A 25269-nucleotide genomic window follows, 5' to 3' on the forward strand; every position below is an offset into this window, starting at 1 on the left:
GTTGTAAACTTTACAAATGTAAAAGTTGTAAAAAGTTGTAAAAAAGTGTAAAAATTTTACATGATTTTACACCTTTACAAACGTAAAATTTACACCTCTTTACAACTCATTGTAAAAGATGTAAAACAATTATTTTTTTACACTTGTAAAATATAAAGCATAACTCAAAAAGCGTTGGTATTATTGGATTTTTTAGGAGTTGTAAAGACTTGTAAAGGATTGTAAATTTTACAGATGTAAAAGGAGGGACATGACTAGAATAGCCTAGCGTCAATTCTAGTTTGTCCAATTTTCGTGAAATGTGGAAGTAAGGAACAGGAACAGGGGCGATTGAGCTACGCCCCCTGTAACCCTGTCCTTTAACACTTCCACGTTGCGCGGATATATATTGTAAAAAATGGAGTAGTGAACTAGTGGTAAAGAAGAGATTAAATAAACGAGTTATCCAAGACAAAAATTTTTTAGCCTTCAAGTCAATGCCCTACATGGAAAATATTGGAGAGGTTATTAAGTGGGCTGGTGAGAACGAACCGATGAGATATATTTTTGATAGAGTAAGAAAGTATTTAGTATTTGATAAAGCTATTTGTAAGTGGCAAGGTAGGAATTATGGAAAGCAGTCCAGGGAGTTGCTTTCTAAAACCCCACGTTTAAGGTACATCACAAAGAGTATATATGAGAAGATGGAAGAAAGTGAATTGGATCTTCTTCCACCACAAAATGGAGGTTCTGCTTCTTATATTTCTGAATGGGAAACTTTTAAAAACAGTGAGCTTGTCCAAACCTTGAAGCATGAAGACAAACTACTAAAATATTTTGTAATTTTAGCTATACAACAGGGGTATATTATTCTCGATAACCGTAAAAAATTTGTTGGTATTGATTATTGAAAAATAGAAAAAGGAGAAAAAACATGACACTAAAAACATTTTCAGACAAAGCAAAAACATTTACTTTCACTTACGAATTTCAAGACCTAGATACTGCTATGGTAGCAGGTCACGCGCTACTGGGATATATGACTGGAACATATTGCCAGCCTGTAATCTCATTGACCTACAAGGATAAAGGAACGCTAGTGGCTGAGTATGTGGAGGATAACAAGCTAAACAAGACCTTCAAGCGCATTTGTGACAGTTTCAAAGACTATTACAATCAACCAGAGGAGCTTGAAGCATTTGAAGAACGTTATAAACAGGAGCGCGTGCTTCAACTCAAAGAGTCAGAGGACTTTGAGAGTTTGCTGAATAAGGTCACAGACTACGAGCTGGAGCTATTAGACTATGCTGATCGCTTGCTTTCTGATAAGCCTATCCCTATGGACTCTATGACCGCTTTTGGTACGTTGGAAATGCTGGGCGATGAAAGTATTAGCCTACTCCAAAAGTTGGACGTAGAAGACGAATATAAAGGCCTTGCAGGTTATTCTGGTCAATAAAACACATAGAGGGGAGCAATCCCCTTTTAGCATTTAGGCAATAGATTTGGGTTTTTCCATATATATGAGTATTTTTGAACGAATGGAAGTTATAAAATCAATAACCATAGAGACATTTATAAAGCCAATGAAAAACAAGAATATCAGTCATGGTATAGCTGAGTTGGACGGTAGAAAACTGGAAATAGACCTAGATAACCTGTATATCACCTTTGAATGTGATAATTTTGATTTAGCAAGTATACCAGGAACCAAGGGAGGTAATCGCTACTTCTTTCTCTGTCCTATTTGTGGTAATCGATGCAGAAAACTCTATAAGAAACTTTTGCTATATGGTTGTGGATCATGCCAGAAAATACACAAGCAAACACTGAACCGAAGTAAGACAGATTGCCAATACTATTGGGAGCTTGCGCTGAGGGAAGCTAGAAAGGTGGAACCAGGTTGGAGTCCTAGACGTGGCGGATATATGTTTGACAGTTTTCCTGAAAGACCAAAATACATGAAACGGAAACGATATTACAAGCATTATCAAAAGTTTGTGAACTACACCAAGAAAGGAGATAGTTTTTGGCTTAATGGATTGGGTAATCTGAAGTAGTATTTTGGAACATTTCCAAACAAATCTAAATAAAGATCATGGTTAGAAAAAATGATATAAATATTGTTTAGCTTTAATCAATTACAAGATACTAAGCAGGTATGAAGACGAGATAGGAGGCAGAGATACCCCCTTTATTTTTAGACGGGGGTATATTTTGCTAGAGGAAAAGAACGCTGCCCCCTTCTGTACGAAAAATTCCCTTTTTGAAATGTTTAAAGGTATTAGGGAATGTAGTGCTATCAGGAAGTTAGCTTGATTTTTTGATCTATAAAGCTACCCATTAACTAATTAGTTTAAGAGGCTTTAGATAATTTGTAGTAGTGTGCAATTTACCAAACGAACACCGTAGAAAGGTGCAATATGGAACGAGATAGCCGATGGAGCTCTTTGGGTAGATTATAACGCTTGTCAGTACTTAATTTAAGTTTGTGGCTTACCTGAAGTTATGTTTAGCGAATCAGAGGAATGCTTAGGTTTTGCTTAGGTTTTGGTTAGGTTTTTACAAGGTTTTGCATTTAAAAATAGCAAGGTACAGGACTTTATTCTAAAGATAAAACACTAAGATTCTCTAAGATATAGATACTTTTAAAGACAAAGAACGTTAAGGGAGATATAATAGAACTCCGAGAAAACGTAAAAAAGCCAAGGCTCTCCACCTCAGCTATAATTTCAACACTATTATTATACCAAAAAGGAGTAACAGCGTGAACGTTGAACAGATTGAGAAAAAGCTGAAGAATTGCAAAAAGTCAGATATGATCATAAAAAAATTGCAATTAAAGCTAGACAGCTTAAACCATGGACTATTAGCTGGATCTAACCAAACTGACACAAGAGTAACAACTAGCAAAACAAATACTACTGAAAATAAGCTACTTGAAACCTTGCAACTAAAAGACGAGGTAATAGAGCAACTCAACGCTATTGTGAATGAGCGTATAGAAGTCATGGATTTAATAGACCAGTTAGATGAAATTGAGGAATGGTTAGTATTGACAATGTTATATGTGAATAACCTCCCTTTGACTCAGATTTGTAGGGAGATGAAGATAAGCAAGGTTAACGTATATAGAATTAGAAAGCAAGCTTTAGACCACTTGGCAGGTATAGTAAATGCAGATTGATAAAAAAGAGACAGTCAAACAGGTATACAGATTTCTAAAAAGCTATCCATCGCTGGTAAAATTGAGTTTAGACGACCAAGATGGAGCGTTTGAAGCCAAAGCGGTGGAGATAGTAGGCATGATTCAGGTTTACAGGGACAATCTGGACGATGTAAGGCGTGAGATATTTGCCAATCTATTTACAAGGCGAACTGGAGAGAGATTGAAGCTATGGCAATTATACGAGGCACTAGAAGTTGATAGGGCTGAGTATGAACGTCTCAAAGCTGAGATTCTACTAGACTTTGCTAAAAGCTATAGAGGTGGTGTTTTGTTAGTATATGAGTAGCCCTAAGCTTCATATTTGTCCTCTATTTTGCTTTGATTGGGACTGGATAACTAAAACAACATGTATAAACTACTAGCCCTTAGAAACGAATATGGGGGCTTCTATGAGAAATTGCTTTTCCTCTTTCTATTTGATAAAATAGAGGTGTGAGGGGCTTTCGACCCGACCTCTTAGCGTTTACCTTTTTCTTTTGCGGGATTCGGGTTTGCGCTTTTTGTTTTAGTTTAGAGGTTAATAGTAATCTAAGAAAAAATCTATTTACCAATGTATAAAGATAATATTGAAAAGTTTGCGAAAAAGGATTATACTGGGGTTGTAGCACAAGAGAAAACTCTTGAAATGTTTTCTAATCTGTTTGAATTTGAATTTGGAAAGATTGATTGACATGATTGACATGATTGAGAAGTATGATTATGATTGGCCAGAAGCCGAAGACGACAATCTGGATGAATTGTTAAAAAAAGCCAGTGAACGAAATAAAAACAAAACCGTTGAGGAGTTAGATGCCGAATGGAATGAATTTGTCAAGAGTCTAAAACTGGAGAGGATTGATTAGTTATGCCTTATACTTTAACCAAGGAAGAAGAGAAGTTTTGGCTTTCTCAACCTGATGAGATTACTATTCTTCCTATTGAGGAAATAGAAAAGAAATACGCAGGATTAAGTAACGAAGAACTATGGCAGAGTATCAAGGATACTATTGATAATCTTTAAAATTGAGAAAAATGTGATATAATCAAAACATAGAGGATAGAGGTTGAAAAGTATCCGCCTCCAACGCGCCACTTAGCTAGTGGGTCGAGAAATGCGGGCGACATTCGGCGGTCCCGCCTATCCTTCTGTATAGCCAAGCCATTAGAAGCAAATCTGAGGGCTTTTGTGAGGTGCTAGAAGTTCCTACAATTATGTTTGAAGATGAAGGCAAAGAGTTACAGGTATGACATCATAAAGCACGCGCTTCATGGTATAATTTACCTATCAGCAATCAGAAATAAAAGTATGGAAAAGTATGTACATATTTCATCAGAAAACAAAAAAGCACGTTTGACCGTGCTAGTTCTTGCCTGCTGAACTCGTCGATTGATAGAGCTGAAAAAGCTCTTTTTTGCTTAGTTTTTTGCTTAGATAGAAAGAAAATCTAAGACAACAGAAATAGATAGAATTCACCTCCAATCCCTTATGTATCAAAGGTTAGAGCTATCTAAAGAAGTCTAGCATTATCAACTTTCGGCAATACAACAAAATGCTTTAATTTTAAGATATATCTTACAGAAAGCCTACAACAGTGGGCTTTTTGCTTTGTCTTAAAAAACTATAGAACACTTCTTAACTGTGAAGGAGGATAAAAAAATTTCCTGCAAAATGAAATTGCAAGGAACTTTTGTTAATGATTATGGGCAAGCCAGACGGAATATTTTTTCCCAAGCCAGAGAGCAAAGAGGAGATTGATGACGACGATGCCTGAACCGACCAGTGAAAATAGGAAAAATTCGCTAGTCGAAACCTGCCACAAATGCGAGATGTTTGTAATCAAATATTAAGTGAACAAAATTATAGTATCTTGACTACGAAAGCAAGTCTTTGATTAAGCCCTCTCTGTAATATCAATAGTCAGACCCGTGATTCTCTCGAATCACGGGTTGTTTAATATATTTAGAAATAGGTGTTACTTTCGTCATTTGAACTATCATTAAATTCTATACTCAAATCTTTATTAAAAAAATTGCAACTAATGTTTTTAACTCTCATTATCTTTTCCTTTAATTCAAATTATTTTAAAACAAATGCAATATCTTTATGAATACATTCAGCAAATGAAGAAATTCTTTGATCACAAATGTTCTAATAGGTGCATTTTATATAACTTTAAGTGGTACTCTAACTATAACAAACATCATCTTCCATCTTCAATACATAAATTCTTTTTTCTAGCACTAGCTTATGAAGTAGATTTTGCCCATGATCTTTATTATCAAAAGTTTCTCCATAGTGATTGATAAGTTTATAAACTCTTTCAACTTGTTCTTTTTTATGGGAGCGACAATCGAAGTCGTCATAATAAAACTTTAGTACTATATCAGAATTATATATATTAAAGGCATCGAATATTGAAACGAAATAAGAGTAATCGGCTTCACCTAATGAATGTCCGTAAAATTTAATGATATCTATAGAATTATCATAAATTTTTAAAGGTTCTTGTGGGAGTTCCGTCATAATACGGAATGTTTTAGTGAACTCCATAAATTCTTGATAGTCATGATGATCTATCCCTAAAATTATATTATCTAATAATGTTCCATGAACATTATTACCTCCTCTGGAGTTAAAGAAGTCAGTACTATTAGGGAGATGAGTGTAATTGAATGACAGGATGAAGTTACAATATTCATTAGTATTATAAACTCCAGATTTTATTAAATTATCTATAAATTTTTTAGATTTAATATTATAAGTTACTTCGGGGAAGTTTTTAATTTCATTTGTGAGGTAGTCCTTAAAACCTGATTCAAAATTTTTAACTTGATCCATCATCAGGTCCATTAGTTTTTTTTGAAAAATATGATTAGGTTCTTTACAGAATTCTAAAAGGGAATCTGGAAATATAAGTGATGATAAAAAGAAGAATTTTAATACTCTTTTTATTAGTTCTTTTTCTTCTAAAATCGTCATAACTTTTTGTGATTTGTTGGATGAAACTAATAAAGATAAGATCTGTTCTTTAGAATCACTTTTATAAGCTGAAATATAATTTTTTACGGTCTGAGCGTCTAGTTTTTTAATAATTATTAGGCATTTTAGTAATAAGGATTCAACGTCAGCCCAATTATAGTTTTTATTTGATGCTAAATACGTGAAAATGTTATTTTTCCGTTCATTCTCTGTTAAAGAAAGGTAATATTCGACATACAAGGATTTCAAGCCTAAATGTTTGTCAAATCCATTTCCGATGATTAATAATTGTTTAGTCGGAGAAAGTTTCATAGAGTTCATGCTCATTTGGTATTTTCCTGTTCTTTATTTAATTAAATATTTTGCTTTTGTTTTTTCAAAAGCTTATTACTATCTTTCTACCGAAAGTGTTCTCGTAATCATTGTATCATCCCAATTTGAAATATCAATCTTCACATTTTTATCTTTACACATAGCTTTAATTAGTCTTAAAAAATTCTGATCATTTGTAACAGAAAGGAAGCAATCGTAATACTCAATAACTTGATTATTATCCGAAAATATGATTGGAATTTTTCCTAACGTTCTATTTAATTCAGTTGCTTCGCCATAGTAATTTTCTTTTAACATGAACCTGTTGCCAAAGAGTTCAATAACGAAATCCCTCTTCATTTTCTTGACCAAAGTTTTTCTTTGGTAATACTCTGATATAAAGACACCAATGATACCTGATGTGATAACTGAAGTAATAACAGTATTAAAAATATCCATTTTAAATCCGTCTCTCTTTTCCTAGATTACAGTATTATTATATCATCTATTTTGAAATATGGAACAAGAATTATAATCTGACTTTAGTTTGCTTTAGATTTATGATGAAATATCTTTTGACTAAGGCAGGAATTAAGAAAAAGGTAGTGAAAAAAGTAGTGATTCTAATGATTTGTGTTGCAATGTACTGAAATTAACAAAAAGAAAAAACGCTTGAATTAGCGTTTTTCTTCTGTATTGATTCGTATTGAATGCTTATTTCACCTCTGTAAACACAACGTGTTTGCGAAGTTTTGGTGAGTATTTCTTCAATTGAAGACGGTCTGGAGTGTTACGTTTGTTTTTAGAAGTAAGGTACAAGCGTTCACCAGATTCTTTGTGTTCAAGTGTAATATTTACGCGCATGGTATCTCCCTTCTATTATTCAGCTGATGCAGCTTTAGCGATCTTACGTCCTTTGTAGTATCCTTTAAGTGATACACGGTGAGAACGTGAGTAATCTCCAGTAGTTTCGTCAAAGTTTACAGATGGAGCTGTTACTTTGTAGTGTGTACGACGTTTGTTTTTCTTCGCTTTTGAAGTGCGACGTGCAGGTACTGCCATTTTGATTTCTCCTTTAGGTATTTAAATTCGATTCAATCTAGTGATTTTCATCAACCATACTAGGATAACACAATTTTTTTGTAAAGTAAAGTTACTTGACAAAAAAAGATGAAAAAATTAGAAGTTGTTGGTCGGAATTTTCTGAAAATTCAAGAATTTTCTTCTGTTCATTGCCTTTAAAATGTGCTATAATAGTAAAAACTGAAACGGGAGGGATAAGATGACTGAATTAGATAAACGTCACCGCAGTAGCATTTATGACAGCATGGTTAAATCACCAAACCGTGCTATGCTTCGTGCGACTGGTATGACAGATAAGGACTTTGAAACACCGATTGTGGGGGTAATTTCGACTTGGGCGGAAAATACACCATGTAACATTCACTTGCATGATTTTGGGAAATTGGCGAAAGAAGGTGTCAAATCGGCAGGTGCTTGGCCTGTTCAGTTTGGTACCATTACCGTAGCGGACGGGATTGCCATGGGAACGCCTGGTATGCGCTTCTCCCTAACATCTCGTGACATCATCGCAGACTCCATCGAGGCGGCGATGGGTGGTCACAACGTCGATGCCTTCGTTGCCATCGGTGGTTGTGACAAGAACATGCCTGGTTCTATGATTGCCATTGCTAACATGAATATTCCAGCTATTTTCGCCTATGGTGGAACCATTGCACCGGGAAATCTTGATGGAAAAGACATTGACTTGGTTTCTGTTTTTGAGGGAATCGGAAAATGGAACCACGGTGACATGACAGCTGAGGACGTGAAACGTCTTGAATGTAATGCCTGCCCGGGCCCTGGTGGCTGTGGTGGTATGTATACAGCTAACACCATGGCGACTGCTATCGAAGTTCTCGGTATGAGTTTGCCAGGATCTTCATCTCACCCAGCTGAATCAGCCGACAAGAAAGAAGATATCGAAGCAGCAGGACGTGCTGTTGTTAAGATGCTGGAACTTGGTCTCAAACCATCAGATATCTTGACTCGTGAAGCCTTTGAAGATGCCATCACTGTAACGATGGCTCTCGGTGGTTCTACAAATGCCACTCTTCACTTGCTTGCCATTGCCCATGCGGCTAATGTTGACTTGTCACTTGAGGACTTCAATACAATCCAAGAACGTGTGCCTCACTTGGCTGACTTGAAACCATCTGGTCAGTATGTCTTCCAAGACCTCTACGAAGTCGGTGGTGTGCCAGCGGTTATGAAATACCTTTTGGCAAATGGTTTCCTTCATGGCGACCGTATCACATGTACTGGTAAGACAGTCGCTGAAAACTTGGCTGACTTTGCAGACCTTACACCAGGCCAAAAAGTCATTATGCCACTTGAAAATCCAAAACGTGCAGACGGTCCGCTTATCATCTTGAACGGGAACCTTGCCCCTGATGGAGCGGTTGCCAAGGTATCAGGTGTTAAAGTGCGTCGTCACGTTGGACCAGCTAAGGTCTTTGACTCAGAAGAAGACGCTATCCAGGCTGTCTTGACAGATGAAATCGTTGATGGCGATGTTGTCGTTGTTCGTTTCGTTGGACCGAAGGGTGGTCCTGGTATGCCTGAGATGCTCTCACTTTCTTCTATGATCGTTGGTAAAGGTCAAGGAGATAAGGTTGCCCTCTTGACAGATGGACGCTTCTCTGGTGGTACTTATGGTCTGGTTGTCGGACATATCGCTCCTGAAGCTCAGGATGGTGGACCGATTGCCTACCTCCGTACAGGTGACATCGTTACGGTTGACCAAGATACCAAAGAAATTTCCATGGCCGTATCTGAAGAAGAACTTGAAAAACGCAAGGCAGAAACAACCTTGCCACCACTTTACAGCCGTGGTGTTCTCGGTAAATATGCCCACATCGTATCATCCGCTTCTCGCGGAGCCGTGACAGACTTCTGGAATATGGACAAGTCAGGTAAAAAATAAACTCAAAAAGCAAGCCATTTCGGCTTGCTTCTTTTCATCTTCAAAAGTGATTTGCCTGCTTATACTCAATAAAAATCAAAGAGCAAACTAGAAAGCTAGGCGCAGGTTGCTCAAAGCACAGCTTTGAGGTTGGAGATAAAGCTGACGTGGTTTGAAGAGATTTTTGAAGAGTATTAACGAGGTGGCAGTCCAAGGGCGATACGGCCGTAGCGACTGATTCGTGTGATCTTCCAAGCAGGCGACCAGGTAACTTCAACCTTGACATCTTCGATACCCTCGATTTGTTTGAGACCTGCGACGATTTCGATAGGCAGGCTTTCGGCGCAATCGCAGGCAGTGTCGGTGAAAGTCATGACAATCTTGCAGAGACCTGTTTCATCCAGATTAATTTCATAAATCAGTCCTAGATTATAAACATCCAATTCCACATCTGTATCAAAAACCTTCTCTAGTTTTTCGATAATTTGGTCTTGTAAGGCCAAAGCGCGGTCATTGATTTTGATATCGTCTCTCATAACAGTCCCTCCACGTGATAAATATCCTCTATTTTCTCATAATTCTGACAATTTAGCAAGTTTTTGATGAATTTTCTGAAAAATATGATAAAATGAAGAAAATACGGAATCAAGGGGAAGTCTATGGAGCAGATTGGAAAAGTCTTTAGACAATTACGAGAGTCAAAAAATATCTCGCTGAGACAAGCAACTGGGGGACAATTTTCGCCGTCCATGTTGTCCCGATTTGAAACAGGTCAGAGTGAACTTTCGGTGGGAAAGTTTCTGTTTGCCCTAGAAAATATATCTGCGAGTGTAGAGGAAATCCTCTTTCTGGCGAGAGGTTTTCAGTATGATACAGATTCTGAGTTGAGAAAAGAAATCACAGATATCTTGGATCCAAAGAACATAGCGCCTCTCGAGGACTTGTATCGCAAGGAGTATCAAAAGTCTGCCAATTCTCAAAACAAACAGAAACATATTCTAAATGCCATTATGATCAAGTCTTATATGAAGAGCATGGATGAAACGGTAGAGTTAACAACAGAGGAAGGGAAAGTCCTTCATGATTACCTGTTTTCTACCGAGATTTGGGGAAGCTATGAACTCAATTTGTTCTCAGTTAGTTCCCCACTCCTATCTGTTCCTCTTTTTACTAGATATGTACGAGAAATGGTCCGAAAATCTGATTTTCTAATGGAAATGAAGGGAAATCGGAACCTATTTCACACCATGCTATTGAATGGTTTTTTAGCCAGCATTGAGTGTGAAGAATTTACCAATGCCTCTTATTTTAAACGTGTCATCAAAGAGCATTTCTACAAGGAAAACGAGACCTATTTCCGAATAGTCTATTTGTGGGCGGAAGGTCTCCTTGATAGCAAGCAAGGCAGAGTTAAGGAAGGACAAAAAAAGATGGAAGATGCTGTCCGTATTTTTGAGATGCTTGGCTGTAACAAATCTGCCGAATACTATAGAAATACACCCGATTGTTGAATATCTGCAAACTAAGAAAATAATTTGAAATTTTAAGCGATAGAACTCTGACCCTTTTTCAGGTTATTAAAGAAGTTCTATCGTTTTTTATTTGTTGCATATATTAAAAATTCTCCCTCTTAAATTTCTAAGTGCTATACTATAGTCATACTTCATATAGGGATTATAACAAGAAGGGAGATTACCTATGAAACTATTGTTTAGAAATCAAGCTTATCGACTCTTGACTTTGTCGCGCTTCTTCAATGCCTTTGGTGCTTCGATTTTTAACCTGGTATTTATCGTTTATGCATCGACCTTGCCACAAGCCTCTTTTGCTGTTGCTATGGCGAATATTGTCATGATTCTTCCGACTCTCTTTACAGTTTTTGTAGGGATTCGGGCAGATTACACAAGGGACAAGGTCAAATGGATGGTCTATAGCGGTTTGTTTCAGGCGGTTTTATTTTTTCTGGCAGCCCTAGTTGTTCAGCAAGCTAGTCTCTTTGCCTTTTCTAGCCTGTGTTTGATCAATGTCATCAGTGATGTGATCAGTGATTTTGCTGGTGGTTTGCGAATGCCTCTTGTTAAGGAAAAAGTAGCTGAAGAGGATCTGATGGAAGCTTATTCTTTTTCCCAGTTTATCACCTATATTTCAGCTATTGGTGGTCAAGCTTTTGGAGTTTGGCTCTTAGGTCTATCGGTCAACAATTTTTCCCTTGTTGCGGGAATCAATGCCTGCTTTTTCCTAGTATCAGCCTTTATTCTCTTTTTAGGAAAAAGCAAATTGAGTCTGTCAATGTCATCTGCTGATGGTGAAAAACTAAAAAATGAGAAGCTTTCTATCAAAGACCAGTTCCTAACAATTTACCGAAATTTACGTCTCGTTTTTCTTAAAGGTGGACAGAAAAACTTTGGTTTCATGATCTTTGCTGTCTTGCTTATTAATGCCTTGGGTGGGGCTTTAGGAAGCATCTATAACATCTTCTTTTTGAGCCATTCTCTCTTGAATTTTTCTTACACAGAGGCACTATTTATCAATCAATTCTGTGTTTTAGTAGCAATCATCATCAGTAGCCTTACGGGCAATGATTATTTTGGGAAGCAGTCTTTGCCTAGATTGATGATGTGGGCGACCGTAGGACTCAGTCTAATTGGTCTAGCTAATGTATTCAATCAAGTCGTACTTGGTTTACTATTTCTCTTTTCAACTCTGTATGTGTCTGGTAAAGTTCAACCAAAGATTAGTGCTATGCTCATGAAAAATCTAGCTCCAGATGTTCTAGCTCGTACCAGTAATTTTTTAGGTTTATTGTTTACCTTATCCATACCTGTGGGAACAGCTTGTTTTTCACTTATAGCTGTATGGAATATACAGTTGACTTGGATGCTATTTGTTGGTCTTTCCTTGCTAGCTATTCTTTTGACAGTTATTAATCTCAAAAATGATATTTGAATCCTAATTTTATTCATACTGTTTTAATCCCTTTATTTATGGTAAAATAAGACTATTAAGTTTAAAGAGGATTCCCTATGAAATTACAAAAACCAAAAGGAACACAGGATATTTTACCTGCTGAGTCTGCCAAGTGGCAGTACGTTGAGGGCTTTGCCCGTGAAATTTTCAAGCGCTATAACTATGCAGAGGTGCGCACGCCTATTTTTGAGCATTACGAGGTCATCAGTCGCTCTGTCGGAGATACGACCGATATCGTAACTAAGGAAATGTACGATTTTTATGACAAGGGTGACCGCCATATCACTCTTCGTCCAGAAGGAACTGCGCCCGTTGTCCGCTCTTATGTGGAAAATAAACTCTTCGCTCCAGAAGTGCAAAAGCCAAGTAAGTTCTATTACATGGGCCCTATGTTCCGTTATGAGCGTCCACAAGCAGGTCGTTTACGTCAGTTCCACCAGATTGGTGTCGAGTGCTTTGGCTCTGGTAATCCAGCTACCGATGTGGAAACCATCGCTATGGCAGCTCATTTCTTGAAAGAAATCGGCATCCAAGGTGTCAAATTACACCTCAACGCTCTCGGAAATCCTGAGAGCCGTGCGGCTTATCGTCAGGCTTTGATCGACTATTTGACACCGCTCAAGGAGACCTTGTCGAAGGATAGCCAACGTCGTTTGGAGGAAAATCCTCTCCGTGTCTTGGACTCTAAGGAAAAAGAAGACAAGGTGGCAGTAGAAAATGCACCGTCTATCTTGGATTTCCTTGATGAAGAAAGCCAAGCTCATTTTGATGCCGTCCGTCAGATGTTGGAAAATCTGGGTGTAGACTATATCATCGATACCAATATGGTGCGTGGTCTGGACTACTACAACCACACCATTTTCGAGTTTATCACTGAGATCGAGGGCAATGAATTGACCGTCTGTGCGGGTGGTCGCTACGATGGCTTGGTTGCTTACTTTGGTGGTCCTGAAACTGCTGGATTTGGTTTTGGACTTGGTGTAGAGCGTCTGCTTCTTATCCTTGAAAAGCAAGGTGTGGCTCTCCCTATCGAAAACGCCCTGGATGTTTATATCGCAGTCTTGGGTGAAGGAGCAAATGTTAAGGCCTTGGAATTGGTACAAGCCCTTCGCCAACAAGGATTCAAAGCAGAGCGTGATTACCTTAACCGTAAACTCAAAGCTCAGTTCAAGTCCGCCGATGTCTTTGCGGCTAAGATTCTTATTACTCTAGGCGAGAGTGAAGTCGAAAGCGGACAAGTGACGGTTAAGAACAACCAAACTCGAGAAGAAGTGCAAGTGTCACTTGATGCTATCAATCAAAATTTCTCAGAAATCTTTGAAAAATTAGGCTTTTAATAGTAGAAAAACTGGTCAGGACCTTATTCCTGACCCTCTTTTTCCTAGGATCAACATTGCTCTTGCTTGCTCCAAAATATCTTTATAAAACCATTACCACCGTTTCTATTTTTGCAAGAGGAATTCGCTTATTATCCCTTTTAGTTGCGACTGTATTCCACATTTTTATCAAAATGATATGAATAACAATGCTAAGTCTTCATTTCAAATAGGAGTCTTTTATGAAATTTCTTAAAAATCTTGGCTGGTTTCTTCTAGCTGTTCTCTCCTTTTTCTTTGGCTATGGTCTGGTTCAGAGTATGGCTTTATCAGCTCTTGGACTAGGGGCTTCAATCTTTGGAGTCTTACCACTTTATATCGCTCTGTCAGGGGCCTATGTTTATGGAGTTTACAGATGGTATCAGACAGAAAAGGTTAGCATCCAGACAACAGCTTTTAATCGTTATATCTGGTTGCCTACTCTGGTTTTGCTAGTGGCGATTACAGCCCAGTTCTTTTTGCCAGATGATCCGTCGGTCAATCAACAAATCGTATCTCAACTGACAGTGGCACAGCCTGTATTTGGTTTCTTTATGGTGGTGGTCTTTGCTCCTCTGACGGAAGAACTCATCTTTAGAGGAATGTTGGCGCGCTATCTCTTTCCTAAGCAGGACAATAGCAAACAGACAGCTCTGTTTCTCCTCGTATCAAGTGTGCTTTTTGCCTTGATTCATTTTCCAGGAACTTTGCAACAGTTTTTAGTTTATGCTAGTCTGGGATTGAGTTTGGGTCTGGCTTATGTGAGCCGAAAAGGTCTTCTTTATAGCATTTCTCTCCACGCTTTGAATAATTTAATCGGCTTTTTGATGATACTCATGCTATAATAGAGTCAGGAGGTCACATGAAACGAGTAATTTTATTAGCAGTGATACAGGCAGTCGTTCTCTTCTTTATTATCGGGGGCCTTGCCTATGCCTTTAAAGGCGACTTCTTTTACAACTATCTAGCAGTTGTCTTTGCGCCTATTGCAGGTGTCTTGCGTTTTGCTTCGGCTTATGCTACGGAGATTGTTCTACCTAAAAAGGCAGCTGAGATTGCTGAAAAGCGTAAAAAAGGTTAAGAATCATAATCAGAGAATCCGATGACGTTTTCATCGGATTTTTTGTCTGTTCGTTTTGATTTCTAAAGACAATCAAACTTTTCTGCTGATTTTCATGAAGACCTAGCGCTTTTATGGTAAAATAGTAACAGAATACAAGAGGAGAGAAAACATGAAACGTAGTATGTATGCTGGTCGTGTTCGTGAGGAACACATCGGACAAGAAATTACCTTGAAAGGCTGGGTTGCCCGTCGTCGTGACCTTGGCGGCTTGATCTTCATCGACCTTCGTGACCGCGAAGGGATTATGCAGTTGGTTATTAATCCTGAGAAGGTTTCTGCTGAGGTGATGGCAACGGCTGAAAGCCTTCGTAGTGAATACGTCATCGAGGTAACTGGTCAGGTTGCAGCACGTGAGCAGGCCAATGATAAATTGCAGACTGGTGCGGTTGAGTTGAACGTGACAGCTTTGACGGTGCTTAATACAGCAAAAACAACACCATTTGAGATTAAGGATGGGATTGAGGCTAATGACGATACGCGTCTCCGCTACCGTTACCTTGACCTTCGCCGTCCAGAGATGTTGGAAAACCTCAAACTTCGTGCGAAAGTAACGCACTCTATCCGCAACTACTTGGATGAGTTGGAGTTTATCGATGTGGAAACACCCTTCCTTTCTAAGTCTACACCAGAAGGGGCGCGTGACTATTTGGTGCCGTCTCGTGTTAATAAAGGCCATTTCTATGCCCTTCCTCAGAGTCCACAGATTACTAAGCAGCTCTTGATGAATGCTGGTTTTGACCGTTACTATCAAATTGTCAAATGTTTCCGTGATGAAGACTTGCGTGGTGACCGTCAGCCCGAGTTTACTCAGGTCGACTTGGAAACTTCATTCCTTACGGAGCAAGAAATCCAAGATATCACAGAAGGCTTGATTGCGCGCGTCATGAAGGAAACAAAAGAGATTGAAGTGACACTTCCATTCCCTCGTATGAAGTATGACGATGCTATGGCTCTTTATGGTTCTGACAAGCCTGATACGCGTTTTGACATGTTGCTTCAGGACTTGACAGAAGTGGTCAAAGGTGTTGACTTCAAAGTCTTTTCAGAAGCACCAGCAGTTAAAGCCATTGTAGTCAAAGGCGCAGCAGATAACTATTCACGTAAAGACATTGATAAGATGACAGAAGTAGCCAAGCAGTACGGTGCTAAGGGTCTTGCTTGGGTCAAGGTTGTTGATGGAGAATTGAACGGACCAGTTGCTAAGTTTTTGACTGGCATTCAAGCAGATTTGACAAATACCCTTGGTTTAGAAGACAAGGACTTGATTCTCTTTGTGGCGGATACGCTTGAAGTGGCCAATGCAACTCTTGGTGCCCTTCGTGGACGTATTGCCAAAGAGCTTGGCTTGATTGATAATGATAAGTTCAACTTCCTTTGGGTGGTTGACTGGCCAATGTTTGAATGGTCTGAAGAAGAAGGTCGCTACATGAGCGCCCACCATCCATTTACCCTTCCACAGGAAGAAACAGCTCACGAATTAGAAGGTAATTTGGCTAAGGTTCGTGCCATTGCTTACGATATCGTTTTGAACGGTTATGAGCTTGGTGGTGGTAGTCTTCGTATCAACCAAAAAGACCTTCAAGAACGTATGTTCAAGGCTCTTGGATTCTCAGCTGAAGAAGCAAATGACCAGTTTGGTTTTCTTCTTGAAGCCATGGACTATGGTTTCCCACCACACGGTGGTTTGGCTATCGGTCTTGACCGTTTTGTCATGCTCTTAGCAGGAGAAGAAAATATCCGTGAAGTCATTGCCTTTCCTAAGAACAACAAGGCAACCGACCCAATGACACAAGCTCCATCAACAGTCGCTCTCAAACAACTAGAGGAACTAGAGATTCAATTGAAACCCTCTGCCTTAAAAGTTTGAAATATTGAGTAGAAGAAGATGAAACAAGCAAAACGAATTAAGCGGTGGCGCTATTATCTGCGCCGCTTTGCTTATCAGATAAAAATCTTACGAGTTTTACAAAGTATCTCTCGGGAAAAATATGATGAGAAAATCTCGGCTTCTCTGGTTTATGGCTTTCTGTCAGCAGTAGCAGTCAATTTCTTTTTTCAACCAGGACACGTTTACTCCAGTGGTGCGACAGGTCTGGCACAGATTATCTCTGCCTTGAGTCATCACTGGTTTGGTTTTTACATTCCGATATCGCTGACCTTTTATGCCATCAATTTTCCGTTGATGATTTTGGCTTGGTATCAGATTGGGCATAAGTTTACAATCTTTACCTTTATCACAGTATCCATGAGTTCCCTCTTTATCCAGTTTGTGCCCGTTGTGACGCTGACAGAGGATCCCATTATCAATGCTCTCTTTGGGGGTGTTGTCATGGGCTTGGGGATTGGTTTTGCGCTCCGTAACAATATTTCTAGCGGAGGTACAGATATCGTCAGTCTGACCATTCGCAAGAAAACGGGGAAGAATGTCGGTAGTATTTCTTTCCTGGTAAATGGAACCATCATGCTGATAGCAGGTTTGACCTTTGGTTGGAAATACGCCCTCTACTCCATGATTACTATTTTTGTATCCAGTCGTGTGACAGATGCGGTCTTTACCAAGCAAAAACGGATGCAGGCCATGATTGTGACCAATAATCCTGATAAGGTAATCGCAAAAATCCATAAAAAATTGCACCGCGGAGCAACCATGATCCACGATGCAGAAGGAACCTATAATCATGAGAGAAAAGCAGTCTTGATTACAGTTATCACACGAGCAGAGTTTAATGATTTTAAACACATCATGAAACAGGTCGATCCGACAGCCTTTGTCTCTGTATCTGAAAATGTCCACATCCTAGGACGATTCGTAGAAACAGACAATTAATAATACTCAAAAGACCAGCCTTGAGGCTGGTCTTTATTTTTTGATAATTTTGTGGGCGATCAACTGACGGTAACAAATCTGTCTATTATTTTTCGCGTCATTGATAATCTGCAAAATCGTTTCAAATGATGTTCGTCCAAGTTCAAGACTATTGATGTCGACGTAGGCTACCAGGTCGAGTCGAGGATTGACAGAGTCGAAACTCAAGACAGGAACAGTTAACTGATGCTTACTAATGTAGTCACAAACCCCTTCAGCCAAAAGGCTGTCGGTTGTGATGATGGCATCAATCTGCGGATCATGCTTAAACAGGAGTTTGCTGAATTGATACCCCTTTTCTTCTAGAAATTCGGTCGCAAAGTAAGTCAGATTGTTATCAATCGGAAGTTGGTGTTGTTTAAGCGCTAATTCGTAACCTTTTAGACGGTCTTGTGTAACGAAAAGTTTCTTGGTTCCTCCGATAAAGGCGATTCTACTGCAGCCCTTTTTGATGAAATACTCAGTTGCATCAAAACCGGCTTGGACATTATCATTGTCGACAAGTGGGATAAAGGGTGAGAGGGATTTTCCAAGGATGAGGAAAGGAAACTGTTCTTCCGCTACGAGCTTCACTAGTGGATCTTCTTCTTGGGCGTAGAGGAAGATTAGACCATCGACACGTTTCCCATAGACCATTTGTGAGATGGCATTAAGACGTTCCTTCTCATCTTTACCAGTTGCGATCTGAATAGCGTAGTGGTTTTCGGACGCGACTTGGGCGATCCCTCGTAGGACAGATGGGAAGAAAGGATTTTGGTAGAAGGCATCTGAGTCGTCAGGCAATACCAGACCGATAACCTGAGTATAGCTACTTACCAAGCTACGAGCATTGAGATTGGGATGGTAGTTGAGTTCCTTCATAGCCTTGCGAACTCGTTTTTTGGTTTCATCGCTAATCGTTGATTTGTTTTGAATAACGCGGGTTACGGTTGAAGGTGAGACACCTGCAGCCTTGGCCACATCTTTAATCGTAACGGGCATAAAAATCTCCTATTTATGATAATCTGGATCACGGAAATGTGTCTTGTAAAAAATAGTGACCAGATAAAGAACAAAAAGAATATTTTGTACAGTGATCAGGGTTGTCATATTTTGGCCAAAAAGTCCCAAAATAAGTGTAATCAAAGTTGGTAATCCTAAACAGTTCAAGATAAAATGGTAGCACTCTTTAAAGCTCCTAAATGAAAAGAGGCGTGATTTTTTGGTGATATAAAGGAGAAGACTAGCTCCAAGAGAGACAATGAAGAAATTCAATCCAAAGAGGAAGCTAGCACCAAGGACGAGAAAGAGACTGATATAGACACGGTTCTGCTGGTACCAGTCTTTAGAAATAGCCTGGGTCAAACTTTCCTTACTATGGAAGCTCTCGGTCTGAATCGCGTGGTAGCGAATGCGGGTCAGCTCTTTACTTTCTTTGCTGATGATGAGTTCTTCCGTATCAAAATGAAGTTGCAAATCCTTTGGCAATTCCTTGCTTGGGCTTGGACCAATCAAAAGAGAAGGCTGCTGATTCTTAGTGCCTGAGTAGTTCAGCTTTCCATCTACGATTTGTACATTCTCTGACAAGTCCATGATGGCTTCATCTGTCAGTGGAGTGTAGACATTATCGATAAAGGTATCCAGTGGATACGTCTCCTGAGAGCTATTTTGAATGGCAATCGGAACCATAGACAAGCTGATGAGGAAAATGCTCGTAAAGAGAAGCTGAAACCAGTTGAGGCCGAAACGTTTTGATAGGGGCTTACGAAATCCCCAGATACTAGAGAAATACGAGAATGGATATGGAAGCATAGGCATCTTTCTAAAAGTGTTTTCTATATGAGTATTATTATATAGAGAAATGTGCTTTATTTCAAGTCTAGTAGAGAAATTGCTTTTTGAAAAGCGGATTTTGCTACTATTTGTGGTCTTGTGTCTAATCTTTTAACTTTACAAACAAGCTCCAAAATGAAAAAAGGGTGGCGGGGATAAATTATCCCTTGTCGCCACCACTTGTAAGTCCTGAAACAAAGTTCTTTTGTAGGAAGAAGAAGAGAATACAGATTGGAAGGGCGATGAGTATAGCACCTGCTGAGAAGTAGGCGATCTTCATGTTTTTCACATTGCTAACGAAGGTTTGGAGACCAACGGCAACAGTAAAGTATTCTTTCTCACGAAGCAAGAAACTAGAGAGAATGTAGTCTCCGAAAGGTCCCATGAAGGCCCATAGAGCTTGTACAGCCACCATTGGGCGAACGAGTGGGAGAACAATTTGCCAGAAGCGGCGGAAGTGTCCAGCACCATCTAGTTTTGCAGATTCGTCTAGAGACATTGGCACAGTATCGAAGTAGCCTTTCATGAGCCAAGCATTCATCGGGATACCTCCACCGACATAGAGGAAGATGAGGAACCAGCTATGGTTAAGGGCGTTCAACATAAGTGCCATAACGAAGAAGGCTGTCAAAGCGGCCATAGTTGGCACCATTTGGATAATCAAGAAGAAGACCAAACTTTGCTTACGAGCCAAGAAGTTGTAACGACTGTAGGCGTAACCTGCAAGTACGATGATACTTGTTTGAACAGCCATTGTGATAAAGGCAATAATCAAAGTATTAAAGTACCAAGTGCCATACAAGGTTTCGGTGAAGAGCCCTTTAAAGTTATCAAAATTGAAGTCGATGTTAGTATCTAGTTTAAAGGCTGCGACGTTACCTGCTTTGAAGGCGGACATGATGGTGATCAAAAGTGGGTAGATGATCACGATTGATAGGCCAATCAAGTAGAGGTAAGTGAGGGTTTGAGTCAGTCTACGTTTGAGTTTGATTGAGTTATTCATCTTAGACGTCCTCCATATCAAATGCGTGTAGTTTCTTGAATGCGATCATAGAGATAGAGATGACAATGATTGAGATAATCAAGGTAACAGCTGCCGCCATAGAGTATTGAGGAGATGTACCTGTTGTCAAACGGTAAATCCATGAAATCAAGATATCAGTTGAACCGGCTCCGCCTCCGACAGTACCAGGACCTCCACCATTAAAGAGATACATGATAGAGAAGTTGTTAAAGTTGAAGGTGTATTGGCTAATCAATGTTGGTGCTGCAACAGCCAAGATCATAGGGAAAGTGATGTTGCGGAATTTTTGCCAAGCATTAGCACCATCGATGTAAGCCGCTTCGTAGAGATCGTTAGGAATAGACTGCAAGATACCCAAGGTCAAAACGTAGATGTATGGGAATCCTAGCCAACCTTGCATCATAATCAAGGCAACCTTAGTCCAAGTTGGATTTGTTTTCCAAGGGATAAGAGCTCCATCTAGGAAAGGAAGGACCTTAGACAAAAGAGGCAAGACTTGGGTGTTGATAGCACCAACACTATCATTAAACATGTTTGAGAATGTCAAGATAGTGATGAAGGCTGGAACTGCCCAAGGAAGAAGGAAAATAACGCCGAAGATACGTTTTCCTTTGATAAATGGTTGGTTAGCAATGATTGCTGTAAAGATACCAATGACAATCTGCAAGGTAGAGGCAGCCAAGGCCCAGATAATGGTCCAAGAAAGAACAGAACCAAAGGCTGAACGGAAGGTGCTCAAGCTCCAGATGTTTGTGAAGTTCGTCAAACCAACCCAGTCCAACAATTTGTTTGGTGGCAAGTGTTGGAAGTCATAGTTGGTAAAGGCAATCATCAAGGTTACGATAACTGGGAAGATAATCGCAAATGTCATCGCTACATACGATGGGATAATCAAAAGGTATGGGAATCCATTCTCATAAATACCTTTAATCATATCCTTGAAGGTATGAGCTACAGGAATACCGTTGTTGATACGTTTAGCAGTCGTATGTGCATCCTTGATATTAAAGATATAAAAGAGCAAGTAAACGACAACAAAGATAGAGTGAAAAGCACCACGAATCAGCATGAAAAGTGAATTATCACGACCAGGTTTCACACCAAGTGTGATCAAATTGCTCAATTCAGGGCTTGCAAGTGTTAGAAAATACAGAACAAATAAAACAGTAACACCAAGGAAAATAAATCCTTTAGCTTTTTGTTTGTTATAGATTTGTCCTAAACCAGGAATGATTGACAGCAAGGCTGCTTTGCGAGGCTGTTGTTTTTCCATGATTACTCCTTTCATAGGATGCGAGATAAAACTCGGGTTCAATCGCAAGATACGCATATCTGATGAGAAGCGCATCTATACATTCAAAGGGGGATTTCACTTCCACCCCCCTTGAACAAATCAATTATTCACCAAATTTTTGTTTGATTGTTTCTTTGATCAATGTTACAGCATCGTTAGCAGCTGTTTTCGCATCTTTTTTACCACTTACAGCTTCAAAGAGCATTGTTTTAGCTGGGTCCCAAACAGCTGACATTTGTGAGATGTTTGGCATTGGTTGAGCGTTCTTGAATTGTTCGATAACAGCTGTTGTCAACTCATCTTTTTTACCTTCAGCATAAGTACGAGCTTCTGTGTTAGCTGGGATTTCGTTGGTTGCATCGTAGAAGGCTTTTTGTTGTTCAGTTGATACAAGGAAGTCTACAAATTTTTGAGCAGCTTCAAGGTTCTTAGTGCTTGATGGAATGATCCAAGCTTTACCACCACCGAATGTTTCGTAGTTTTTACCGTTTGGAAGAGTTGGGATAGTCGCAACACCGTAGTTTACTTTAGCATCTTTGAATGCTTGAGCTTTCCAAGGTCCATCGATGATAGCAGCAGTTTTACCTTCTTGGAATTGAGTTTGAATTAAGTTTGGAGCTCCTTCAGTATCTTGCATACCTTTAGGCCATTTTTCATACCAAGATTTAGCGTAGTTGATAGCTGTAATTGCACCTTCGTTTGCAAGTCCGATGTCTTTAGGATCTTTACCGTTTTGGCCGAATACGTAAGCACCGTTACCAGCAAGAAGTCCATATGAGTAGTAGAAGTTTGTCCAGTCAGCAAGGAAGGCAGTTGTTTTACCATCTTCACCAGCGAAAGCGTATTTGCTATCTTTAGCAAGGTTTTCTAAATCAGCAAAAGTTTTAGGAGCTTCTTTTAGCAAGTCTTTATTGTAGTACAAAACGAGTGATTCGATAACGGCTGGAGCACCATACACTTTACCACCAACAGTTACAAGAGATTTTGTTTTATCGTCTGTTTTCGCTCCGTCACTAAGAGTAACTTCAGAAAGTTGTCCGTCAGTACCAAGGCTACCTACACGGTCGTATGGAGCCATCATAACGTCAGCAGCTTTACCAGATTGGTTGTCAAGTGAAAGATTGTCAAGACCACCCATTTGGTCTCCTGTTTTGATAGTAACTTTTACACCTGCTTCTTTTTCATAAGCTTTTGCAGCTGATTCAGCAAAGGCTTTATATTGGTCTTCAACATAGAAAGTGAGTTCTTTTGCTTCTGAAGAGCTAGTATCAGCCGCTTTATCAGCAGATTTGCTTCCGCAAGCTACCAAGAGCAAGCTAGCAAGAGTAGCAGTTCCGAGCACAGCAGCGCTCTTCATGAATTTAGATGACATAGTGTATTCCTCCTAAAGAATAACAAAAATAATTTAATGAGAAAACGCAAACGTTTTCTTTTATGTGCCTAGTATAGCACAAACAGAAAACGGTTGCAAGTATTTTTAGAAAAAATTTTAAAAAAATTTTAAGGTTTCAAACATTTGTTAAAGCCCTTATATAAGAAAGAACTTAAAATATTTGTTTTTCTTGAATTGAAAATATATTAGGGAAACGATTGCGTAAATTTGGCTCGATTTTTCAGAAAATAGAGCAGATGTTTGGAATGAATTATCTTAAATCAGAAAATTTTTAAAAAATTTTTCGCTCATTTCATAAAATATCAATGGGAACAAGTTTTGGTTGATTAAAATAATTCAAAAAAATTTTTTAAAAACGCTTGCATTTGTGTTTAAAATGCGCTATACTTAACTTAACGCAAACGTTTGCGCCTTGATTGCGCAACGTTTTATAACAAACACATGAGGTGCTATTATGAAAAAACGTCAAAGTGGTGTGTTGATGCACATCTCTTCTCTGCCAGGAGCATACGGGATTGGATCATTTGGCCAAACTGCCTATGATTTCGTCGATTTCTTGGTTCGTACGAAGCAACGTTACTGGCAAATCCTCCCTCTTGGGACAACAAGCTATGGAGATTCTCCATACCAATCATTCTCGGCCTTTGCTGGAAATACACATTTTATCGACCTTGACATCTTGGTAGAGCAAGGTTTGTTGGAAGCTAACGATCTTGAAGGTGTTGACTTTGGTAGTGATGCATCTGAAGTTGACTATGCGAAGATTTACTACGCACGTCGTCCGCTTTTAGAAAAAGCAGTTAAACGCTTCTTGGAAGTGGGTGATGTCAAAGATTTTGAGAAATTTGCTCAAGACAACCAATCATGGCTTGAACTCTTTGCAGAGTATATGGCGATTAAAGAGCATTTTGACAATCTTGCTTGGACAGAATGGCCAGACGCAGATGCTCGTGCTCGTAAAGCTTCTGCGCTTGAAAGCTACCGTGAGAAATTGGCAGACAAGTTGGTTTACCACCGTGTGACTCAATATTTCTTCTTCCAACAATGGTTGAATTTGAAAGCCTACGCTAACGACAACCACATCGAAATCGTTGGTGACATGCCTATCTACGTTGCGGAAGATTCTAGCGACATGTGGGCAAATCCACATCTCTTCAAGACAGATGCCAATGGTAAAGCAACTTGTATCGCAGGATGCCCACCAGATGAGTTTTCTGCCACTGGTCAGCTTTGGGGGAACCCAATCTATGACTGGGAAGCTATGGATAAAGATGGTTACAAATGGTGGATTGAACGCTTGCGTGAAAGCTTCAAAATCTACGATATCGTTCGTATCGATCACTTCCGCGGTTTCGAATCTTACTGGGAAATTCCTGCCGGTTCCGATACAGCAGCGCCTGGTAAATGGGTGAAAGGTCCAGGCTACAAGCTTTTTGCAGCTGTTAAGGAAGAGCTTGGTGAGCTAAACATTATCGCGGAAGACCTTGGTTTCATGACAGATGAAGTCATCGAGTTGCGTGAACGCACAGGATTCCCAGGAATGAAGATTCTTCAATTTGCCTTCAACCCAGAAGACGAAAGTATCGATAGCCCACACTTGGCACCTGCTAACTCTGTTATGTACACAGGAACACACGATAACAATACAGTCCTTGGTTGGTACCGTAATGAGATCGATGATCCAACTCGTGAGTATATGGCTCGTTACACGAACCGTAAAGAGTACGAAACAGTGCCACACGCTATGCTTCGCACAGTATTTTCATCAGTGAGCTTTATGGCTATCGCTACCATGCAAGACTTGCTAGAATTGGATGAGGCGGCTCGCATGAACTACCCATCTACTCTTGGTGGAAACTGGTCTTGGCGCATGACAGCAGATCAATTGACACCAGCTGTTGAAGAAACTTTGCTTGACTTGACTACAATTTATCGCCGAATCAATGAAAATTTGGTAGAATTAAAGAAATAAGACAATATCAGGAGACACA

Annotated in this window: 26 protein-coding genes and 1 pseudogene; 16 read left to right on the forward strand and 11 right to left on the reverse strand. The window is 39.5% G+C overall.

Annotation, left to right across the window (positions count from 1 at the left end):
- Nucleotides 1–413 precede the first annotated feature (413 nt).
- From FQT28_RS00565 to FQT28_RS09895, 7 genes are all read left to right on the forward strand, one after another.
- The gene (locus FQT28_RS00565) at nt 414–890 is read left to right on the forward strand and encodes a hypothetical protein (RefSeq protein WP_061408170.1); all 477 of its coding nucleotides are present in this window, start codon (nt 414–416) and stop codon (nt 888–890) included.
- A 23-nt stretch (nt 891–913) separates the two neighbouring features.
- Nucleotides 914–1438, forward strand: a complete 525-nt coding sequence (locus tag FQT28_RS00570) for a hypothetical protein (protein WP_125450505.1) — start codon at nt 914–916, stop codon at nt 1436–1438.
- A 91-nt stretch (nt 1439–1529) separates the two neighbouring features.
- Nucleotides 1530–2039, forward strand: coding sequence for a hypothetical protein (locus FQT28_RS00575; RefSeq protein ID WP_125450557.1), 510 nt, complete (start codon nt 1530–1532; stop codon nt 2037–2039).
- Nucleotides 2040–2746: 707 nt separating this feature from the next.
- Nucleotides 2747–3166, forward strand: coding sequence for a DUF1492 domain-containing protein (locus tag FQT28_RS00580; protein ID WP_125450504.1), 420 nt, complete (start codon nt 2747–2749; stop codon nt 3164–3166).
- The gene (locus FQT28_RS00585; protein ID WP_125450503.1) at nt 3156–3494 is read left to right on the forward strand and encodes an ArpU family phage packaging/lysis transcriptional regulator; all 339 of its coding nucleotides are present in this window, start codon (nt 3156–3158) and stop codon (nt 3492–3494) included. The genes FQT28_RS00580 and FQT28_RS00585 overlap by 11 nt, the downstream gene beginning before the upstream one ends.
- A 367-nt stretch (nt 3495–3861) precedes the next feature.
- Complete coding sequence (locus tag FQT28_RS09890; protein ID WP_185952384.1) at nt 3862–4050, forward strand: hypothetical protein; 189 nt, start codon at nt 3862–3864, stop codon at nt 4048–4050.
- A 2-nt stretch (nt 4051–4052) separates the two neighbouring features.
- Nucleotides 4053–4208, forward strand: coding sequence for a hypothetical protein (locus FQT28_RS09895; RefSeq protein WP_004245873.1), 156 nt, complete (start codon nt 4053–4055; stop codon nt 4206–4208).
- 670 nt (nt 4209–4878) lie between these two features.
- Here the strand turns inward: FQT28_RS09895 and FQT28_RS00590 are convergent.
- The 5 genes and pseudogenes from FQT28_RS00590 to rpmF all read right to left on the reverse strand — a co-directional run.
- A pseudogene (locus tag FQT28_RS00590) lies at nt 4879–5031 on the reverse strand (HXXEE domain-containing protein); the annotation flags it as partial.
- A 341-nt stretch (nt 5032–5372) separates the two neighbouring features.
- Nucleotides 5373–6488 carry an AbiH family protein gene (locus FQT28_RS00595; RefSeq protein ID WP_185952338.1) on the reverse strand — a complete coding sequence of 372 codons (1116 nt, stop codon included), beginning with the start codon at nt 6486–6488 and terminating at the stop codon, nt 5373–5375.
- A 69-nt stretch (nt 6489–6557) separates the two neighbouring features.
- Complete coding sequence (locus FQT28_RS00600; protein ID WP_125450500.1) at nt 6558–6938, reverse strand: DUF6680 family protein; 381 nt, start codon at nt 6936–6938, stop codon at nt 6558–6560.
- 255 nt (nt 6939–7193) lie between these two features.
- Complete coding sequence (gene rpmG / locus FQT28_RS00605; RefSeq protein WP_001265622.1) at nt 7194–7343, reverse strand: 50S ribosomal protein L33; 150 nt, start codon at nt 7341–7343, stop codon at nt 7194–7196.
- A 15-nt stretch (nt 7344–7358) separates the two neighbouring features.
- On the reverse strand, nt 7359–7541 hold the full coding sequence (gene rpmF, locus FQT28_RS00610) for a 50S ribosomal protein L32 (RefSeq protein WP_000290417.1): 183 nt from the start codon (nt 7539–7541) through the stop codon (nt 7359–7361).
- A gap of 220 nt (nt 7542–7761) precedes the next feature.
- On the opposite strand from rpmF, the gene ilvD reads away from it, so the two are divergent.
- Nucleotides 7762–9465, forward strand: coding sequence for a dihydroxy-acid dehydratase (ilvD, locus tag FQT28_RS00615; RefSeq protein WP_000137349.1), 1704 nt, complete (start codon nt 7762–7764; stop codon nt 9463–9465).
- A 173-nt stretch (nt 9466–9638) separates the two neighbouring features.
- Here the strand turns inward: ilvD and FQT28_RS00620 are convergent, their stop codons facing one another.
- A complete protein-coding gene (locus tag FQT28_RS00620) occupies nt 9639–9980 on the reverse strand; it encodes a metal-sulfur cluster assembly factor (protein WP_001204052.1) in 342 nt (113 codons plus the stop codon).
- A gap of 123 nt (nt 9981–10103) precedes the next feature.
- On the opposite strand from FQT28_RS00620, the gene FQT28_RS00630 reads away from it, so the two are divergent.
- The 7 genes from FQT28_RS00630 to FQT28_RS00665 all read left to right on the forward strand — a co-directional run bounded on the left by FQT28_RS00630 (nt 10104) and on the right by FQT28_RS00665 (nt 17716).
- Nucleotides 10104–10955, forward strand: a complete 852-nt coding sequence (locus FQT28_RS00630; protein WP_143989095.1) for a helix-turn-helix domain-containing protein — start codon at nt 10104–10106, stop codon at nt 10953–10955.
- A gap of 187 nt (nt 10956–11142) precedes the next feature.
- On the forward strand, nt 11143–12390 hold the full coding sequence (locus tag FQT28_RS00635) for an MFS transporter (protein ID WP_143989096.1): 1248 nt from the start codon (nt 11143–11145) through the stop codon (nt 12388–12390).
- Nucleotides 12391–12467: 77 nt separating this feature from the next.
- A complete protein-coding gene (hisS, locus tag FQT28_RS00640) occupies nt 12468–13748 on the forward strand; it encodes a histidine--tRNA ligase (protein ID WP_143989097.1) in 1281 nt (426 codons plus the stop codon).
- Between the two features lie 221 nt (nt 13749–13969).
- Nucleotides 13970–14611 (forward strand): CPBP family intramembrane glutamic endopeptidase, encoded by a 642-nt coding sequence (locus FQT28_RS00650; RefSeq protein WP_143989098.1) that lies wholly within the window; start codon nt 13970–13972, stop codon nt 14609–14611.
- 17 nt (nt 14612–14628) lie between these two features.
- Complete coding sequence (locus tag FQT28_RS00655) at nt 14629–14847, forward strand: hypothetical protein (RefSeq protein WP_084972068.1); 219 nt, start codon at nt 14629–14631, stop codon at nt 14845–14847.
- Nucleotides 14848–14998: 151 nt separating this feature from the next.
- Nucleotides 14999–16756 carry an aspartate--tRNA ligase gene (gene aspS, locus FQT28_RS00660; protein ID WP_143989099.1) on the forward strand — a complete coding sequence of 586 codons (1758 nt, stop codon included), beginning with the start codon at nt 14999–15001 and terminating at the stop codon, nt 16754–16756.
- An 18-nt stretch (nt 16757–16774) separates the two neighbouring features.
- On the forward strand, nt 16775–17716 hold the full coding sequence (locus FQT28_RS00665; RefSeq protein WP_143989100.1) for a YitT family protein: 942 nt from the start codon (nt 16775–16777) through the stop codon (nt 17714–17716).
- Nucleotides 17717–17749: 33 nt separating this feature from the next.
- Here FQT28_RS00665 and FQT28_RS00670 read toward each other — a convergent pair whose 3' ends face one another.
- The 5 genes from FQT28_RS00670 to FQT28_RS00690 form a co-directional block, all read right to left on the reverse strand.
- Nucleotides 17750–18736 carry a LacI family DNA-binding transcriptional regulator gene (locus FQT28_RS00670; protein ID WP_143989101.1) on the reverse strand — a complete coding sequence of 329 codons (987 nt, stop codon included), beginning with the start codon at nt 18734–18736 and terminating at the stop codon, nt 17750–17752.
- 9 nt (nt 18737–18745) lie between these two features.
- Nucleotides 18746–19546 carry a DUF1189 domain-containing protein gene (locus FQT28_RS00675; protein ID WP_143989102.1) on the reverse strand — a complete coding sequence of 267 codons (801 nt, stop codon included), beginning with the start codon at nt 19544–19546 and terminating at the stop codon, nt 18746–18748.
- A 181-nt stretch (nt 19547–19727) separates the two neighbouring features.
- On the reverse strand, nt 19728–20570 hold the full coding sequence (locus FQT28_RS00680; protein WP_143989103.1) for a sugar ABC transporter permease: 843 nt from the start codon (nt 20568–20570) through the stop codon (nt 19728–19730).
- 1 nt (nt 20571) lies between these two features.
- A complete protein-coding gene (locus tag FQT28_RS00685; protein ID WP_162284862.1) occupies nt 20572–21864 on the reverse strand; it encodes a sugar ABC transporter permease in 1293 nt (430 codons plus the stop codon).
- Between the two features lie 124 nt (nt 21865–21988).
- A complete protein-coding gene (locus tag FQT28_RS00690) occupies nt 21989–23257 on the reverse strand; it encodes an extracellular solute-binding protein (protein ID WP_000095451.1) in 1269 nt (422 codons plus the stop codon).
- Between the two features lie 475 nt (nt 23258–23732).
- Between FQT28_RS00690 and malQ the strand changes: the two genes are divergently transcribed.
- Complete coding sequence (gene malQ / locus FQT28_RS00695) at nt 23733–25250, forward strand: 4-alpha-glucanotransferase (RefSeq protein WP_143989104.1); 1518 nt, start codon at nt 23733–23735, stop codon at nt 25248–25250.
- The last annotated feature ends 19 nt before the right edge of the window (nt 25251–25269 follow it).

Origin of the sequence: Streptococcus oralis (assembly GCF_901543815.1) — a bacterium.
GTDB classification, from domain to species: Bacteria; Bacillota; Bacilli; order Lactobacillales; family Streptococcaceae; genus Streptococcus; species Streptococcus oralis_CM.

What these genes read in the sequence shown, in the direction of transcription:
- FQT28_RS00570 (WP_125450505.1), top strand. Translation starts at nt 914, where the DNA reads ATGACACTAAAAACATTTTCAGACAAAGCAAAAACATTTACTTTCACT.
- FQT28_RS00585 (WP_125450503.1), top strand. Translation starts at nt 3,156, where the DNA reads ATGCAGATTGATAAAAAAGAGACAGTCAAACAGGTATACAGATTTCTA.
- FQT28_RS09895 (WP_004245873.1), top strand. Translation starts at nt 4,053, where the DNA reads ATGCCTTATACTTTAACCAAGGAAGAAGAGAAGTTTTGGCTTTCTCAA.
- FQT28_RS00595 (WP_185952338.1), bottom strand. Translation starts at nt 6,488, where the DNA reads ATGAACTCTATGAAACTTTCTCCGACTAAACAATTATTAATCATCGGA.
- FQT28_RS00600 (WP_125450500.1), bottom strand. Translation starts at nt 6,938, where the DNA reads ATGGATATTTTTAATACTGTTATTACTTCAGTTATCACATCAGGTATC.
- rpmG (WP_001265622.1), bottom strand. Translation starts at nt 7,343, where the DNA reads ATGCGCGTAAATATTACACTTGAACACAAAGAATCTGGTGAACGCTTG.
- rpmF (WP_000290417.1), bottom strand. Translation starts at nt 7,541, where the DNA reads ATGGCAGTACCTGCACGTCGCACTTCAAAAGCGAAGAAAAACAAACGT.
- ilvD (WP_000137349.1), top strand. Translation starts at nt 7,762, where the DNA reads ATGACTGAATTAGATAAACGTCACCGCAGTAGCATTTATGACAGCATG.
- FQT28_RS00620 (WP_001204052.1), bottom strand. Translation starts at nt 9,980, where the DNA reads ATGAGAGACGATATCAAAATCAATGACCGCGCTTTGGCCTTACAAGAC.
- FQT28_RS00630 (WP_143989095.1), top strand. Translation starts at nt 10,104, where the DNA reads ATGGAGCAGATTGGAAAAGTCTTTAGACAATTACGAGAGTCAAAAAAT.
- FQT28_RS00635 (WP_143989096.1), top strand. Translation starts at nt 11,143, where the DNA reads ATGAAACTATTGTTTAGAAATCAAGCTTATCGACTCTTGACTTTGTCG.
- hisS (WP_143989097.1), top strand. Translation starts at nt 12,468, where the DNA reads ATGAAATTACAAAAACCAAAAGGAACACAGGATATTTTACCTGCTGAG.
- FQT28_RS00650 (WP_143989098.1), top strand. Translation starts at nt 13,970, where the DNA reads ATGAAATTTCTTAAAAATCTTGGCTGGTTTCTTCTAGCTGTTCTCTCC.
- FQT28_RS00655 (WP_084972068.1), top strand. Translation starts at nt 14,629, where the DNA reads ATGAAACGAGTAATTTTATTAGCAGTGATACAGGCAGTCGTTCTCTTC.
- aspS (WP_143989099.1), top strand. Translation starts at nt 14,999, where the DNA reads ATGAAACGTAGTATGTATGCTGGTCGTGTTCGTGAGGAACACATCGGA.
- FQT28_RS00665 (WP_143989100.1), top strand. Translation starts at nt 16,775, where the DNA reads ATGAAACAAGCAAAACGAATTAAGCGGTGGCGCTATTATCTGCGCCGC.
- FQT28_RS00670 (WP_143989101.1), bottom strand. Translation starts at nt 18,736, where the DNA reads ATGCCCGTTACGATTAAAGATGTGGCCAAGGCTGCAGGTGTCTCACCT.
- FQT28_RS00675 (WP_143989102.1), bottom strand. Translation starts at nt 19,546, where the DNA reads ATGCTTCCATATCCATTCTCGTATTTCTCTAGTATCTGGGGATTTCGT.
- FQT28_RS00680 (WP_143989103.1), bottom strand. Translation starts at nt 20,570, where the DNA reads ATGAATAACTCAATCAAACTCAAACGTAGACTGACTCAAACCCTCACT.
- FQT28_RS00685 (WP_162284862.1), bottom strand. Translation starts at nt 21,864, where the DNA reads ATGGAAAAACAACAGCCTCGCAAAGCAGCCTTGCTGTCAATCATTCCT.
- FQT28_RS00690 (WP_000095451.1), bottom strand. Translation starts at nt 23,257, where the DNA reads ATGTCATCTAAATTCATGAAGAGCGCTGCTGTGCTCGGAACTGCTACT.
- malQ (WP_143989104.1), top strand. Translation starts at nt 23,733, where the DNA reads ATGAAAAAACGTCAAAGTGGTGTGTTGATGCACATCTCTTCTCTGCCA.